Source organism: Streptomyces sp. NPDC007346, assembly GCF_040703535.1.
Classification (GTDB): Bacteria; Actinomycetota; Actinomycetes; order Streptomycetales; family Streptomycetaceae; genus Streptomyces.
Genome location: NZ_JBEYKR010000165.1, coordinates 1 through 14,565 on the forward strand (window position 1 = coordinate 1; position 14,565 = coordinate 14,565).

Below are 14,565 nucleotides of genomic sequence, written 5' to 3' on the forward strand. Positions count from 1 at the left end.
GGGAGGGGCTCCCCCCGTACCGCCCCTTCCGTCACCCGAGCCTCAGGCTCCGTCGGCCTGAAGGCTCATCGGGCCGTAGATCTTGGTGGAGTCCTCGAAGAGCGTCACCTGGGCGGCTCCGCCCTCCAGGAGTTCCTTCCAGAACTCACCGATCCAGGACTCCGCGTCGCCCTGGGTGGTGAACTCCTCCGGCTGCAGCGCCGGCTCCGTCTCCGTACCGTCGGACTTCTCGAACCGCCACGTCCACGCCATGTCCGCCTCCTGGGTCACGCTGCCCGACTCCTGGGTCAGTTGCTGCCAGAAGCCTAGCCGGGCGCGCACCTCGCGGGGGGACACGGGAGGATCAAGGTGTGGAACTGACTCTGCTCGGCACCGGAGCCCCCGACGGGCTTCCGCGCCCCTCCTGCCCCTGTGCGGCCTGTGCGACGGCCCGCGGCCCGTGGGCGCGCGCCGCGACCGCCCTGCTGGTCGACGACGCGCTGCTGCTGGACCTGACCCCGGGGGCGGTGTTCGCCGCCGCCCGCGCGGGGCGCTCGCTGGGCGCGGTGCGCCAGGTGCTGCTGACCCATCCGCACGACGGGCCCGCCGTCGAGCTGCCGGCCGCGCTGCCGCCGGCCGGGCGGGTGCCGGACGGCCAGGTGCTGACGCTGATCAGCGGGCACCGGGTGCGGGCGGTGCCGATGGACGCGCCGGGGACCGGTTACGAGGTGGGCTCCCCGGAGGGCGAGCGGCTGCTGTACCTGCCGCCGGGGGCCGCGCCCGCCGGGCTCGACGGGCGGGCGGAGCGGCCGTACGACCTGGTGCTCTGCGATGTGATCGGGCGGCCCGACGCGGTGGCGCGGCTGCGGGCGGTGGGGGCGGTCGGCCCGGCAACCGAGGTGATCGCGGTCCACCTGGACCACGACGCCCCGCCGGGCGCGGCGCTGGAGCGGTCCCTCGCGGCGGCCGGGGCGCGGGCGGTGGAGGACGGGACGACGCTGGTGGTGGGCGAGTACCCGGTGGTGCCGGAGGTGCCGCGCCGGGTGCTGGTGACGGGCGGCGCCCGGTCGGGGAAGTCGCTGGAGGCGGAGCGGCGTCTTGAGACGTTCCCCGAGGTGGTGTACGTGGCGACCGGCGGGCGGCGCGAGGGGGACCCGGAGTGGGCGGCCCGGGTGGGGCTGCACCGGGAGCGCCGGCCGGGTGCGTGGCGGACCGAGGAGACCTGTGAGGTCGCGGCCCTGCTGGGCGCGGACGGACCGCCGCTGCTGGTCGACTGCCTGTCGCTGTGGCTGACCGACGCGATGGACCGGGTGGACGCCTGGGAGGACGTGCGGTGGCGGCACGGCGGCGAGGAGGCGTTGCGGGCGCGGGTGGCGGAGCTGGTGGGCGCGGTGCGCGGGACCCGGCGCCAGGTGGTGCTGGTGACCAACGAGGTGGGGGCGGGGGTGGTCCCGGCGACTCCGGCGGGGCGGCGGTTCCGGGACGAGCTGGGGCGGCTGAACGCGGCGGTGGCGGCCGAGTGCGAAGAGGTGCTGCTGGTGGTGGCGGGGCAGGCGGTGGTGTTGCGGGGGTGAGGGGGCGTCACCAGCACCGGCAGGGGCCCGTCCGGGTCGACCGGTACTGTTCCCGGCAGGGGCCCGCCGCCGGGTTCCCGGACCGGAAACCGACGTGACGACCCGCGAGGCAGACCTCCGTGAACCTGGACGACTTCTCCGACCTGATCGAACGCCCCGACGGGGGCGTACGGCGCGACGCCGAGGAACGGCGGGAGCGGCTGATCGTCCCGCCGGGGGCGCTGGGCCGGCTCGACGAGCTGGGCGAGTGGCTCAGCGCCGCGCAGCAGTCCGTACCGGTCAAGGCCGTCGCGCAGCCGCGCCTGGTGCTCTTCGCGGGTGACCACGGGGTGGCGGAGCTGGGCGTCTCCGGGCGCGCGGCGGGCACCACCCACGAGCTGGTCCGGGCGGCCCTCGACGGGGCGAGCCCGGTGGCGGTGCTGGCCCGGCGCTTCTCGGTGCCGCTGCGGATCGTGGACGCGGGCATCGACTGCGACCCGGAGCTGCTGCCCGAGTCCGTCGTCCGCCACCGGGTGCGGCGGGGTTCGGGGCGCATCGACATCGAGGACGCGCTGAGTGCCGAGGAGGCCGAGCGCGCCGTCCGCCTGGGCATGGCCATCGCCGACGAGGAGGCGGACTCCGGCACCGACCTGGTGGTGCTCGGCGACCTGAGCGTCGGCGGGACCACGGCCGCGGGCACCCTCGTCGCGGCGCTCTGCGGTACGGACGCCTCGGTGGTGACCGGGCGCGGCGGTGCGGGCATCGACGATCTGGCCTGGATGCGCAAGTGCGCGGCGATCCGGGACGCGCTGCGCCGGGCCCGGCCGGTCCTCGGTGACCAGCTGGAGCTGCTGGCGACGGTGGGCGGCGCCGATCTGGCCGCGATGACGGGGTTCCTGCTCCAGTCGGCGGTGCGCCGGATGCCGGTGATCCTGGACGGGGTCGTCGCGGCGGCCTGTGCGCTGGTGGCGCAGCGGGCGGCGTTCCGGGCGCCGGACTGGTGGCTGGCCGGGCAGGTCAGCGGGGAGCCGGCGCAGTCGAAGGCGCTGGACCGGATGGCGCTGACCCCGCTGCTGGACCACGGGGTCACGGTGGGCGAGGGCACGGGCGCGCTGCTGGCCCTGCCGCTGGTGCAGGCGGCGGCCGCGCTCGCCGCCGAGCTGCCGGAGCGTACGCCGGAGGTGGCCGAGGACGGGGACGCGGACGGGTCGGCGGAGCCCGCTGCCGAGGACGAGGCGAAGGCGCTCGACGCGACCTGACGGCCGCAGACGGCGAGCCGGGCGCCCCCGCCGCCCCCACAGGGGATCGAAAGATCACACAGGTCCCGCTCAACTTCGCCGGGCGTCCGTCCGTCTTCGGGAGGGGATCGCGGCTCGGCGCGGGACCGGTGCCGAGGCTGTGGCGCGCGCTGCCGCGCTTCCTCTCGCACGGGTGGTCAGGTCGAGTCGCTCCCCCGCGCCGACGCCACGTACCGACCGATCCGGGGGCCCCGTCCATGTCGTCCTGGATGAGCCGCCTCCCGGCGCCGCGCCGGGCCGCCCGGCGGGAGTGGGGCCCGCTCCTCACCACCGTAGGGAACGGGCTCCGCGCACGCGGAGTGCGGGCGCTCGCGCTGACGTGGACGGCGGTGGCGCTGACCGCGGTCGTTCAGCTGGTCCAGAACCAGGCGTGGGGCTACGGCCCGGTGCGGAGCCTGGGGGCGGTGCGGGCCGAGGACCCGGGGTGGCTCGCTCTGCTGCGTACGCCGCTGTCGCTGTTCGTGCCCGCGCTCGATCTGCCGGTGTGGGGGGCGCTGGCGCAGATCCTGGTGGTGTTCGGCATCGCGGAGGTGTGCCTGGGGCGGTGGCGGACCCTGGCCGTCGCGTACGCCGCCACGCTGGCGGGGACGCTGTACGCCCGGGTCGGCGTCGCGCTGGGCCCGGACGCGTTCCTGGGGCTGCCGGCCTCGGACGCGCAGGTGGTGGACACCGGGCCCTCGGCGGCGGTGGTGGGGCTCGCGGTGTACGTCTGCCACGCCTACCGGGCCTGGTTCACCGGGTCGCTGGTGGTCGTCGCCATGGTGGTGGAGGTCCTGGTCAAGGACAACCTGGCGGGCCGGGAGCATCTGGCCTCCATCGCCGCCGTCCTGGTGGTGTGCGCCGTACGGGAGTGGCTCGGGCGGCGGCGGGAGGGCGGGGCTCAGGGCCTGCGGGCGGGTGGTGGCGGGACCCGGTCCGGGGAGCCGCCGATGAGGTCCTGAAACCTCCGGCTCGGCCCCGCCCAGCGCACATCGTGGTGGTAGGCGCGCAGCACCGCCCTGGAACGGGCCCGGTGGCGGTGGCGGTAGAACCGTCTGGCCCAGGGCGAGGTGGGGCGGGCCAGACGGAGTGCGCCGATCAGCGCGACGAACGGGACGAACGTGCCGAGCACCGCCATCCGGGTCTTGCCCTTGAACAGCGCGATCACGACGAAGCAGAAGTTGATCACGTACGAGGCGATGACGCCGAGCCTGCCCTGCTGCTCCGCGTCGGTCACGTCGTCGACCCCGAGCGGCGAGAACCCCGCCAGGACCAGCAGCACCAGCGAGGCCGTCAGCACGACCGCCTCCACGCTCCGGCGGCCCTCCTCGGTCCAGTACACGTCGTCCAGATGCAGGATCAGCGCGAACTCGTCCAGCACCAGCCCGGCCCCGACCCCGAAGATCACCGCGCACACCCCGGCGGCCACCCCGTGCCGGCCGGCGGCCACCGCGCCGAAGCCGCCGACCACCGTCAGCACGACCCCGGGCACCACGTGGTGGATGTGGATCCCGCCCGGGGTGATGTCGCGGAACGGGCCCTTCCCCGCGCGGATCATCCGCGTGATCGTGCGGGTGATCGCGAAGGTCAGGACGAAGGCGGCCAGGGCGAGGAGCAGGGGCAGCTTGCCCGGCTCGGCGATGTTGGTGTGCCACCAGTTACCCATGCCACCCGCTCCCGATACGCTGCGCTCCGCGGCTTTTCTACCGATTTCGCCAATCTATCCGTGTGCGGGAGCGGCTAACCTGCCCGCGGTGACCTCCCTGAACAGCCATGGCCTGCGTTTCGCCTTCGGCACCCTCACCGTGCTGCCCGTCCGCGTGACCCGCTGGGGCCGCGCGACCGCCAGGGCCGGCATGGCCTGCGCCCCGCTCGCCGGGCTCGTCGTCGGCCTGCTCGCCGCCGCGCTCGGCACGCTGTCCCTGCTGGCCGGCTCGGGGCCGCTGCTCGCGGCGGTCGCCTCCGTGGCGGTGCCCGCCGCCCTCACCCGGGGGCTGCACCTGGACGGCCTCGCCGACACGGCGGACGGCCTCGGCAGCGGGAGACCGGCCGAGGACGCACTGCGGATCATGAAGCAGTCCGACATCGGGCCGTTCGGGGTCATCACCCTGCTCCTGACCCTGCTGGCCCAGGTCGCGGCCCTCTTCGAGCTGTACGCGGAGGGCTGGGCCCACGGGGCGCTGGGGACCGTGGTCGCGGCGGTCGCCGCCCGGCTCGCCCTCACCCTGGCCTGCCGTCGGGGCGTCCCGGCGGCCCGGCCCGAGGGCCTCGGCGCGGTGGTGGCGGCCACGGTCCCAGCGGGGCGAGCGCTGCTCGTGGCGGGGGTGACGGTGGCGCTGTGCGCGGCGGCGGGCGCGTCGCTGGGCCGGTACGGGGCACCGCACCACGCGCTCGCGGTGCTCGGCGCCCTGGCCGCCGCCGAACTCCTGCTGCGCCACTGCGTACGGCGGTTCGGCGGGGTGACCGGCGACGTGTTCGGCGGGGTGGCGGAGACGGCGGGGACGGCGGCCCTGGTGGTGCTGGTCCTCGGCCCGTGACGCCGTCGGCCCACGCGCAGACCCACCGGCGTGCCCACGCACGGCACGCGCACCCGCCTCCGTACCCGACGGAAGGCGGCCCCCGTACAGCCGGAACCGACCGCCATACCGGTCGGAACGGCCCGCCGCCGTAACCCCCGGCGAACGGCGCGCGTAGGCTCGTTCCTGGCGCGTTGCGGAGGCGTCTACGATGCGCCGGGCACGGTCGGCCCACCCCTCGACCGAACTCGAACTCAACGGAAGCGAGATTTCACCACCGTGACTGCTCTCACTCTCAGCACTGCCGGTGCGGCGACGCTGCGCGCCGACGCACTCGTCGTCGGCGTCGCGAAGGGCGCTGGATCCAAGGACCTGGTCCTCGCACCGGGCGCCGAGGCCGTGGACAAGGCGTTCGACGGAAAGCTCGCCTCCGTTCTCGCGACCCTGGGGGCCGTGGGTGCCGAGGGCGAACTGACCAAGCTGCCCGCGCCGTCCGGCCTCAAGGTCCCGGTCGTCATCGCGGTCGGGCTCGGTCCGGTCCCGGACAAGGACGACGCGTACGACGCGGAGGCGCTGCGCCGCGCCGCGGGCACCGCCGCCCGCGCGCTGTCCGGCTTCAAGAAGGCCGGCTTCGCGCTGCCCGCCGGCACCGTCGAGGACGCCGCGGCCGTCGCCGAAGGCGCCCTGCTCGGCGCCTACGCCTTCACCGCCTACCAGGGCGGCGAGAACAAGCTCGCCCCCAAGGACGCCAAGTCCAAGGACAGCGGCCCCAAGCTCCCGCTCGCCGAGATCGCCCTCGTCGGTGCCAAGCCGCGCGACAAGGCGTACAAGGCGGCCGTCGAGCGCGCCCTCGCGCTGGCCGAGGAGATCAACCGCGCCCGCGACCTGATCAACACCCCGCCCAACGACCTCTACCCCGAGTCCTTCGCCGCCGTGGCCACCGCCGCGGGCAAGGAGCACGGCGTCAAGGTCCAGGTCCTGGACGAGAAGGCCCTGGTCAAGGGCGGCTTCGGCGGCATCCTCGGCGTCGGCCAGGGCTCCGTGAACGGCCCGCGCCTGGTGAAGCTCGCCTACACCCACCCGAAGGCGCAGAAGACCCTGGCCCTGGTCGGCAAGGGCATCACCTACGACTCGGGCGGCATCTCGCTCAAGCCGGCCGGCCACAACGAGACGATGAAGTGCGACATGAGCGGCGCCGCCGCCGTGTTCGCCGCCGTCGTCGCGGCCGCCCGCCTCGGCCTCAAGGTCAACGTGACCGGCTGGCTGGCACTGGCCGAGAACATGCCCTCCGGCAACGCCACCCGCCCCGGTGACGTGCTGCGCATGTACAGCGGCAAGACCGTCGAGGTCCTCAACACCGACGCCGAGGGCCGGCTCGTCCTGGGCGACGCGCTCACCCGCGCCTCGGAGGAGAAGCCCGACGCGATCGTCGACGTGGCGACCCTGACCGGCGCGATGGTGCTGGCGCTCGGCAACCGCACCTTCGGGATCATGGCCAACGACGACGCCTTCCGTACGTCGATCCACGAGATCGCCGAGGAGGTCGGCGAGGCCTCCTGGCCGATGCCGCTCCCCGCCGACCTGCGCAAGGGCATGGACTCCCCCACCGCCGACATCGCCAACATGGGTGAGCGCATGGGCGGCGGCCTGGTGGCCGGCCTGTTCCTCAAGGAGTTCGTGGGCGAGGGCATCGCCTGGGCGCACCTGGACATCGCGGGCCCGGCCTTCCACGAGGGCGCGCCGTACGGCTACACGCCCAAGGGCGGCACCGGCTCCGCGGTCCGCACCCTGGTGCGCCTCGCCGAGCGCACCGCCGACGGCGACCTGGGCTGAGTGACCTCCCTCGTACGGCCCCGGGCATAGGTCCGGGGCCTTACGTGTTGTCGCAGCGAAAGCGGCAAGACTCGTTTCGGAAGCGGCAAGGAAGCGCCAAGGGAAGACAGGGTTTCGCTCTCGACGAACATCGACGGAATCCGTAGGTAACTACGCAGCAGTAACCCACCGGGACGGACGATCATCCGTCCCGGACCCGGGCCCCGCGTCCCGCCCACCGTCAACAAGTGCGAAGATGGGTTCTCGGCAGGACAGGGCCCCCACCACAGGGCCGAATGACAAAAGCGGCCGAACACCAGCCGACCGGCCGGTCACACCCCAGCGACGGGGCCCGGCGTACGGCGCACATGCATGGAGGACGTGACGTGGCGAACGACGCCAGCACCGTTTTCGACCTAGTGATCCTCGGCGGTGGCAGTGGCGGTTACGCCGCGGCCCTGCGCGGAGCGCAGCTGGGCCTGGACGTCGCCCTGATCGAGAAGGGCAAGGTCGGCGGCACCTGCCTGCACAACGGCTGCATCCCCACGAAGGCGCTGCTGCACGCGGGCGAGATCGCGGACCAGGCCCGCGAGTCGGCCCAGTTCGGCGTGAAGGCCACCTTCGAGGGCATCGACATGGAGGCCGTCAACAAGTACAAGGACGAGGTGATCTCGGGCCTGTACAAGGGTCTCCAGGGTCTCATCGCCTCGCGCAAGGTCCACTACATCGAGGGTGAGGGCAAGCTCTCCTCCCCCACCTCCGTCGACGTGAACGGCCAGCGTGTCCAGGGCCGCCACGTGCTGCTGGCGACCGGCTCCGTGCCGAAGTCGCTGCCGGGCCTGGAGATCGACGGCAACCGCATCATCTCCTCGGACCACGCGCTGAAGATGGACCGCGTCCCGAAGTCGGCGATCGTGCTGGGCGGCGGCGTCATCGGCGTCGAGTTCGCCTCGGCGTGGAAGTCCTTCGGCACCGAGATCACCATCGTCGAGGGCCTGAAGCACCTCGTCCCGGTCGAGGACGAGAACAGCTCGAAGCTTCTTGAGCGCGCTTTCCGCAAGCGCGGCATCAAGTTCAACCTCGGTACGTTCTTCGAGAAGGCCGAGTACACGCAGGACGGCGTCCGCGTCACCCTCGCCGACGGCAAGACCTTCGAGGCGGAGCTGCTGCTCGTCGCGATCGGCCGCGGCCCGGTCTCGCAGGGCCTGGGCTACGAGGAGGCCGGGGTCGCCATGGACCGCGGCTACGTCCTGGTCGACGAGTACATGCAGACCAACGTTCCGACGATCTCGGCCGTGGGCGACCTGGTCCCCACGCTCCAGCTCGCGCACGTCGGCTTCGCCGAGGGCATCCTGGTGGCGGAGCGTCTGGCCGGTCTCAAGACCGTCCCGATCGACTACGACGGCGTGCCGAAGGTGACGTACTGCCACCCCGAGGTCGCCTCCGTGGGCATCACCGAGGCCAAGGCCAAGGAGATCTACGGCGCGGACAAGGTCGTCGCCCTCAAGTACAACCTCGCGGGCAACGGCAAGAGCAAGATCCTCAAGACCGCGGGCGAGATCAAGCTCGTCCAGGTCAAGGACGGTGCCGTGGTCGGCGTCCACATGGTGGGCGACCGCATGGGCGAGCAGGTCGGCGAAGCCCAGCTGATCTACAACTGGGAGGCGCTGCCGTCCGAGGTCGCGCAGCTCATCCACGCCCACCCGACGCAGAACGAGGCGATGGGCGAGGCTCACCTGGCACTGGCCGGCAAGCCTCTCCACTCGCACGACTGATCCCCCGGTCCCGGGCGCGACGACCGACCACTTCCGCATTTTCGTAAGGAGCAACTGAAACCATGTCGGTTTCCGTAACCCTTCCGGCGCTCGGCGAGAGCGTCACCGAGGGCACTGTCACCCGTTGGCTGAAGGCCGAGGGCGAGCGCGTCGAGGCCGACGAGCCGTTGCTCGAGGTCTCGACCGACAAGGTCGACACCGAGATCCCGGCCCCCGCGTCCGGCGTCCTGTCGTCCATCAAGGTCGCCGAGGACGAGACCGTCGAGGTCGGCGCCGAGCTGGCCGTCATCGACGACGGCTCCGGCGCACCGGCCGAGTCCGAGGCTCCGGCCCAGGCCGAGTCCACCGAGCCGGCCGCCACCCCGGCCCCGGCCGCCGAAGAGGCGCCCACCGCCCCGTCGACCGAGACCGAGGCTCCGGCCGAGGCCCCGACCGCCGAGGCGGCCACCGGCGGTTCGTCCGCCGAGGGCACCGACGTCACCCTTCCAGCGCTCGGCGAGAGCGTCACCGAGGGCACCGTCACCCGCTGGCTGAAGGAGGTCGGCGAGGAGGTCGCGGAGGACGAGCCGCTGCTCGAGGTCTCCACGGACAAGGTCGACACCGAGATCCCCGCCCCGGTCGCCGGTGTGCTGCTGGAGATCGTGGTCGGCGAGGACGAGACCGCCGAGGTCGGTGCCAAGCTGGCCGTCATCGGTGCTCCGGGCGCCGCCCCGAAGCAGGAGGCCCCCAAGCAGGAGGCCCCGAAGGCCGAGGCCCCCAAGGCCGAGGAGCCGAAGCAGGAGGCCCCGAAGCAGGAGGCCCCCGCTCCGCAGGCTCCCTCCGCCCCGGCGCCGCAGCAGCAGACCGCTCCGGCTCCGGACCCGGCTCCCTCCGAGCCGGCCCCGGCGCCCGCCGCCGCCCAGCCGGCCCCCGCCGCCCAGGCACCGGCCGCCAAGGCCGCGCCCTCCGGTGACGACGGCGCCTACGTCACGCCGCTGGTCCGCAAGCTCGCGTCCGAGAACAACGTGGACCTGGGCTCGGTCAAGGGCACCGGCGTCGGTGGCCGTATCCGCAAGCAGGACGTCGTCGCCGCCGCGGAGGCCGCCAAGGCCGCCGCAGCCGCTCCGGCGCCCGCCGCCGCTCCGGCCGCCGCCAAGGCGGCGCCGAAGCTGGAGGCGTCCCCGCTGCGCGGTCAGACGGTCAAGATGACCCGCATGCGCAAGGTCATCGGCGACAACATGATGAAGGCGCTGCACTCGCAGGCCCAGCTGACCTCGGTCCTCGAGGTCGACATCACCAAGCTGATGAAGCTGCGCAACCAGGCGAAGGCCGCGTTCGCCGCCCGTGAGGGCGTCAAGCTGTCCCCGATGCCGTTCTTCGTGAAGGCGGCGGCCCAGGCGCTGAAGGCCCACCCGGTCATCAACGCCCGGATCAACGAGGGCGAAGGCACCATCACGTACTTCGACGCGGAGAACATCGGCATCGCCGTGGACGCGGAGAAGGGCCTGATGACCCCGGTCATCAAGGGTGCGGGCGACCTGAACATCGCCGGTATCTCGAAGAAGACCGCCGAGCTGGCCGGCAAGGCCCGCGGTGGCGGCCTGACCCCGGACGACATGTCCGGTGCCACCTTCACCATCAGCAACACCGGTTCGCGCGGTGCGCTGTTCGACACCGTCATCGTGCCGCCGAACCAGGCAGCCATCCTGGGCATCGGCGCCACGGTCCGCCGCCCGGTGGTCATCGACCACCCGGACCTCGGCGAGACCATCGCGGTGCGCGACATGACGTACCTCTCGCTCTCCTACGACCACCGCCTGGTGGACGGCGCGGACGCCGCCCGTTACCTGACGTCGGTCAAGGCGATCCTGGAGGCCGGTGAGTTCGAGGTCGAGCTCGGCCTCTGAACGCTCCGGCTGTAACCAGCCTCACCAGCGGCGCCCCCGTCCGGAACTCTTCCGGGCGGGGGCGCCGCCGTATTGTCTAAACACCACCGGTCGCCCTCGCCACCGTGATGGTGTAGGCACCACCGGTTTGTCCGAAGGAGCACCCCCATGACCCCGCCCGTCGTCCACTCGCTGCGCGAACAGATCCGCGAGCACATCGTGGAGGGGATCGTCAGCGGGCGCTGGAAGCCGGGTGAGCGGATCGTGGAGCGCCGCATCGCCACCGAGCTGGAGGTCAGCCAGACGCCCGTACGCGAGGCGCTGCGCGAGCTGGAGACGCTCCGGCTGATCGAGTCGGCCCCCAACAAGGGCGTGCGGGTCCGCAACCTCACCGCGGCCGACCTGGAGGAGAGCTACCCGGTACGGGCCGGCCTGGAGCAGATCGCGGCGGAGCTGGCGGCCCCGCTGCTCGGCCGGGACTGCTCGGCCCTGGCCCCCCATGTGGCGGCGCTGTACGAGGCGGACCGGCTGGCCGACGGCGAGGCCCAGGTGCGGCACACGGTGGGCTTCCACCGGGAGATGGTCCGCGCCGCCGGGAACGCCGTGCTGCTGCACACCTGGGAGGGGCTGGGCATCGAGGTGTTCACGGCCCTGTCGATCCGCTGGCTGGGCACGGTGCAGAAGTCGTACGCGGAGGAGCACCAGGCCCTCATCGACGCGTTCCTCGCCGGGGACCCGCAGATCGGCGCCCTGGTGAAGGCCCACGTGCTGGGCTGCGCGCCGCGCGCGTAGGCCCCGGCGGCCGCCCGATCATCTGGCGTACTGGCTGCTCGTTCGTGCAGGTCAGCGCCCCTTTTGCGCGCTTTTTCGCGTCACTCAGTGCCCCATTTCGAGGCACCCCATGCCACTTTTCTTCGTATCGAGAAGTTTTGCCTTCAATCCTTTGATCGATCATCGATCAGCGACTTAGAGTTCACCCCGCGGGCCCACCGGCCCCATCGCCCTGTCCTGCCAGCCAGGGCCTTCTCCACCCCCCTCCTCTCCGGAAGGCGGCGATCATGACCGACCCCGTAGGAAAGCTTCCGAGCGAGCTCGACCAGCTCCCGGACCGTGACCCCGAGGAGACCGCCGAATGGGCGGCCTCCCTGGACGCCGTCACCCAGGCCGCCGGCCCGCACCGCGCCGCGTACCTGATGCGCCGCTCGTTGCAGCACGCCGAGGGCGCCGGTCTCGCGCTGCCCAAGCTGCTGGAGACCGATTACGTCAACACCATCCCGACCGCCGCCGAGCCCGCGTTCGACGGCGACCTGGAGATGGAGTCGAGGATCACCGCGTGGAACCGCTGGAACGCGGCCGCGATGGTGACCCGTGGCGCCCGGTACGGGGTGGGCGGCCACATCGCCACCTTCGCCTCGGCGGCGTGGCTCTACGAGACCGGCTTCAACCACTTCTTCCGCGGCAAGGAGGGGGACGGCAGCGGCGACCAGCTCTACATCCAGGGCCACGCCTCCCCCGGCATCTACGCCCGCGCCTTCCTCGACGGCCGGCTCAGCGAGCAGCACCTCGACAACTTCCGCCAGGAGACCGGTGGCGAGGGCCTGCCCTCCTACCCGCACCCGCGGCGGCTGCCCTGGCTGTGGGAGTTCCCCACCGTGTCGATGGGCCTCGGCCCGCTCTCGGCCATCTACCAGGCGCGCTTCAACCGCTACCTGGCCAACCGCAACATCAAGGACACCTCCAACTCGCACGTCTGGGCGTTCCTGGGCGACGGCGAGATGGACGAGCCCGAGTCGACCGCCGCCCTCGCGCTGGCCTCCCGCGAGCAGCTCGACAACCTGACCTTCGTCATCAACTGCAACCTCCAGCGCCTCGACGGCCCGGTCCGCGCCAACTTCCGCGTGGTCCAGGAGCTGGAGGCGCAGTTCCGCGGGGCCGGCTGGAACGTCGTCAAGACGCTCTGGGGCAACGCCTGGGACGAGCTGTTCCAGCTGGACACCACGGGCGCGCTGCTGCGCCGCCTGCGTGAGGTCCCGGACGCGCAGTTCCAGACGTACGCCACCCGCGACGTGGCCTACATCCGCGACCACTTCTTCGGCGCCGAGCCCGCCCTGGCCGAGCTGGCGAAGCTGCTCAGCGACGCCAAGATCGCCGAGTGTTTCTACACCTCGCGCGGCGGCCACGAGGCCCGCAAGGTGTACGCGGCCTACAAGGCGGCGATCGAGCACAAGGGCGCGCCGACCGTGATCCTGGCCCAGACGGTCAAGGGCTACACGCTCGGCAAGGGCTTCGAGTCCAAGAACGCCAACCACCAGATGAAGAAGCTGTCGATCGACGAGTTCAAGAGCATGCGCGAGCTGCTCGGCCTCCCGATCCCCGACAGCGCCTTCGAGGACGGCCTGGTCCCCTACGGCCACCCCGGCGCCGACTCCCCCGAGGTCCGCTACCTCCAGGAGCGCCGTGCCGCCCTCGGTGGCCCGGCCCCCGCCCGCCGGGTGCACACGGTGGCGCTGCCGCAGCCCGAGGAGCGCGCGTTCAAGGCCCTGTACAAGGGGTCCGGCAAGCAGGAGATGGCCACCACCATGGCGTTCGTCCGCCTGGTGAAGGACCTGATGCGGGACAAGGAGACCGGCAAGCGCTGGGTGCCGATCGTCCCGGACGAGGCCCGTACCTTCGGTATGGAGTCCCTCTTCCCGTCCGCCGGCATCTACTCGCCGCTGGGCCAGACGTACGAGCCGGTCGACCGCGACCAGCTGATGTACTACAAGGAGGCCAAGGACGGCCAGATCCTCAACGAGGGGATCACCGAGGCCGGGGCCATGGCCGACTTCATCGCCGCCTCCACGTCGTACGCGACGCACGGCGAGACGATGATCCCGTTCTACATCTTCTACTCGATGTTCGGCTGGCAGCGGACCGGCGACCAGATGTGGCAGCTCGCCGACCAGCTCGGCAAGGGCTTCATCGTCGGCGCCACGGCGGGCCGTACGACCCTGACGGGTGAGGGCCTCCAGCACGCGGACGGCCACTCGCACCTGATCGCGGCCACCAACCCGGCCTCGCTCAACTACGACCCGGCGTTCGCCTACGAGATCGCGGTGATCGTCAAGGACGGCCTGCGCCGGATGTACGGCCCCGAGGCCGAGAACGTCTTCTACTACCTGACGGTCTACAACGAGCCGAAGCCCCAGCCCGCGATGCCCGAGGGCGTCGAGGAAGGCATCGTCAAGGGCCTGTACCGCTTCAAGGAGGGCACGCCCGTCAAGGCGGATGCGCCGCGCCTGCAACTGCTGGCCTCCGGTACGGCGATCCACTGGGCCCTGGAGGCCCAGGAGCTGCTGGCCGCCGACTGGGGCGTCACGGCCGACGTCTGGTCCGCCACCTCGTGGGGCGAGCTGCGCCGCGACGCGCTGGAGGCCGACGAGGCGCTGCTCCGCGGTGAGCAGCAGGTGCCGTACGTGACCCAGGCGCTCTCCGGTGCGCCGGGCCCGGTGCTCGCGGTCAGCGACTGGATGCGCCAGGTCCCGGACCAGATCAGCCAGTGGGTGGAGCAGGACTGGTCCTCGCTCGGCACGGACGGCTTCGGCCTCTCCGACACCCGCGAGGCGGCCCGCCGCCACTTCGGGGTCGACGCCCAGTCGGTCGTGGTGGCGTCGCTGGCCCAGCTCGCCCGGCGCGGCGAGGTGCCGGCCACGGCGGTCAAGGAGGCCCGGGAGCGGTACGGCCTCTGAGCCCTCTCTCCCTGCTGGTCCGGCCCCCCGGAGGCGGTCGCCGGGGCGATCGTGTCGGGG

At 72.6% G+C, this 14,565-nt stretch carries 11 protein-coding genes; 9 read left to right on the plus strand and 2 right to left on the minus strand.

Translation table 11 applies throughout. The features are described 5' to 3' along the window. Window positions 1–42 precede the first annotated feature (42 nt). The gene (locus AB0917_RS29720; RefSeq protein ID WP_003969611.1) at window positions 43–252 is read right to left on the minus strand and encodes a hypothetical protein; all 210 of its coding nucleotides are present in this window, start codon (window positions 250–252) and stop codon (window positions 43–45) included. Between the two features lie 98 nt (window positions 253–350). Between AB0917_RS29720 and AB0917_RS29725 the strand changes: the two genes are divergently transcribed. The 3 genes from AB0917_RS29725 to AB0917_RS29735 all read left to right on the plus strand — a co-directional run bounded on the left by AB0917_RS29725 (window position 351) and on the right by AB0917_RS29735 (window position 3,771). After that, entirely contained in the window at window positions 351–1,553 is a 1,203-nt protein-coding gene (locus AB0917_RS29725) for a bifunctional adenosylcobinamide kinase/adenosylcobinamide-phosphate guanylyltransferase (protein ID WP_366822765.1), read from the plus strand. Window positions 1,554–1,672: 119 nt separating this feature from the next. Continuing rightward, on the plus strand, window positions 1,673–2,791 hold the full coding sequence (gene cobT, locus AB0917_RS29730) for a nicotinate-nucleotide--dimethylbenzimidazole phosphoribosyltransferase (protein ID WP_366822766.1): 1,119 nt from the start codon (window positions 1,673–1,675) through the stop codon (window positions 2,789–2,791). A gap of 248 nt (window positions 2,792–3,039) precedes the next feature. Beyond that, entirely contained in the window at window positions 3,040–3,771 is a 732-nt protein-coding gene (locus AB0917_RS29735) for a hypothetical protein (RefSeq protein ID WP_366822774.1), read from the plus strand. Here AB0917_RS29735 and AB0917_RS29740 read toward each other — a convergent pair. Further along, window positions 3,711–4,475 carry a hypothetical protein gene (locus tag AB0917_RS29740; protein WP_366822767.1) on the minus strand — a complete coding sequence of 255 codons (765 nt, stop codon included), beginning with the start codon at window positions 4,473–4,475 and terminating at the stop codon, window positions 3,711–3,713. The genes AB0917_RS29735 and AB0917_RS29740 overlap by 61 nt on opposite strands. A gap of 88 nt (window positions 4,476–4,563) precedes the next feature. Between AB0917_RS29740 and AB0917_RS29745 the strand changes: the two genes are divergently transcribed. The 6 genes from AB0917_RS29745 to aceE all read left to right on the plus strand — a co-directional run bounded on the left by AB0917_RS29745 (window position 4,564) and on the right by aceE (window position 14,505). Beyond that, complete coding sequence (locus AB0917_RS29745; RefSeq protein WP_366822768.1) at window positions 4,564–5,346, plus strand: adenosylcobinamide-GDP ribazoletransferase; 783 nt, start codon at window positions 4,564–4,566, stop codon at window positions 5,344–5,346. A 258-nt stretch (window positions 5,347–5,604) separates the two neighbouring features. After that, entirely contained in the window at window positions 5,605–7,158 is a 1,554-nt protein-coding gene (locus AB0917_RS29750) for a leucyl aminopeptidase (protein ID WP_366822769.1), read from the plus strand. 365 nt (window positions 7,159–7,523) lie between these two features. Next, entirely contained in the window at window positions 7,524–8,912 is a 1,389-nt protein-coding gene (gene lpdA / locus AB0917_RS29755) for a dihydrolipoyl dehydrogenase (protein ID WP_366822770.1), read from the plus strand. Between the two features lie 62 nt (window positions 8,913–8,974). Next, window positions 8,975–10,798 carry a 2-oxoglutarate dehydrogenase, E2 component, dihydrolipoamide succinyltransferase gene (gene sucB / locus AB0917_RS29760; RefSeq protein ID WP_366822771.1) on the plus strand — a complete coding sequence of 608 codons (1,824 nt, stop codon included), beginning with the start codon at window positions 8,975–8,977 and terminating at the stop codon, window positions 10,796–10,798. Between the two features lie 147 nt (window positions 10,799–10,945). Continuing rightward, window positions 10,946–11,569 (plus strand): GntR family transcriptional regulator, encoded by a 624-nt coding sequence (locus AB0917_RS29765; protein WP_366822772.1) that lies wholly within the window; start codon window positions 10,946–10,948, stop codon window positions 11,567–11,569. Window positions 11,570–11,835: 266 nt separating this feature from the next. Beyond that, the gene (gene aceE / locus AB0917_RS29770; protein WP_366822773.1) at window positions 11,836–14,505 is read left to right on the plus strand and encodes a pyruvate dehydrogenase (acetyl-transferring), homodimeric type; all 2,670 of its coding nucleotides are present in this window, start codon (window positions 11,836–11,838) and stop codon (window positions 14,503–14,505) included. Window positions 14,506–14,565: the final 60 nt, after the last annotated feature.